Annotated in this window: 1 protein-coding gene; it reads left to right on the top strand. The window is 60.4% G+C overall.

The window, feature by feature from the left end:
* Positions 1 to 951: 951 nt before the first annotated feature.
* A partial coding sequence (locus GY769_21685; protein MCP4204529.1) for an IS66 family transposase occupies positions 952 to 1,280 on the top strand: 329 nt, incomplete at its 3' end.

The following is a 1,280-nucleotide window of genomic DNA, read 5'->3' as shown; positions in this document are numbered from 1 at the left end:
GTGCATAACTCTTGAATCACCGTCGCCACAGGTAACTAGCAGCTCATTCGACCAGCCGCTAAACACACTGTAACCGGCTTGTTCTCATGACTTTGCGAGTCTACATCGCTTCGCAGAAGCATGTCAAACACGTCACCTGCGGTGACGTGTAGTACAGTGAGGCCCGGCTCGGCCGGCCTGGGGGCTTCTTCGTCACTCGGTTGACGCAGAAGACGCGGGCAGTCGCTCCAAGCGACTGACTATCCAGTGACTTAGCATTCGCCTGGCGTAAGTATTCGGTTAACCCGTTGCCACCGTTCCTCTCGGCCGTGGCTCGAGCCATTGAGCGGAGACCGGAAGGCCAGATGAGTTCAACGGCTTCAACACCGCTCACGCCGACGGTTTCGAGCGTCGGGATCTGGGTCGGCATAGCGCGTCTTTGGATTCTTCTCAAGAAACAGAGAAAAGTGCTGGACACAGGGCGAGGCCTTGGTGTACAAAGGGGCTATGGAGATCGGTGCGGTGGCCCCGCCCCCTCAGCCTTCGCCGGACACGGACCTCGGTGCCAAGCGCCCTGGGTCGAGGCCATGTGCAGCATGCCCGTTGCGGGCTGAGATCTTCGAGGCCCGCCATCAGGCTGGATACTGGCGAGAGCGTCACCAGCGCGCGCGGGAAAGAGAGGACAAGCTCCGGGAAGAGAACGAGCAACTCCGAGCCAAGAACAAGGAGCTTGAGCGACAGCTCTTCGGTCGTCGTTCAGAGAAGGGTCGTGGCGCTTCGTCCGAGACGACAGGTTCGTCCAGCAAGCGCCGGCGCCGCCGCGGCCAGCAGCCTGGTCGACCTGGACCCGGTCGGCGCAACACCTCGCATCTGCCCGCGAAGGAAGAAACGTACGCCTTGGCGCAGGACCAATGCCATTGTGATCGGTGTGGTCTGCCCTTCGATGACTTTCCGGGCACCGAAGACTCTGAAGTGATCGAGATCGAGGTTCGAGGCTATAAGCGCAAGATCCGTCGGCGCCGCTACCGACCCGCCTGCCAGTGTGAGCATCTGCCAGGGATCATCACGGCTCCCGGTCCCGCGAAGCTGATCCCCAAAGGACGCCTCGGCGTGTCGCTGTGGGTTGAGATTCTGCTCGACAAGTATGCGTTTATACGACCGACTCAGCGCCTACTGAGCGATCTCAGGAGCCACGACATTGACCTGTCACTGGGGACAGTGACGGGGGGATTGAAGCAGTTGGCGCCGGTCTTCAAGCCGATCCGCGAAGAGATCATTCGTATGAATCTCGATCAGCTGGT

This window comes from bacterium (assembly GCA_024224155.1).
Lineage (GTDB): Bacteria > Acidobacteriota > Thermoanaerobaculia > Multivoradales > JAHEKO01 > CALZIK01.
Note: the sequence above shows the minus strand (reverse complement) of the source record. Positions and strands in the feature narration are given on the sequence as shown.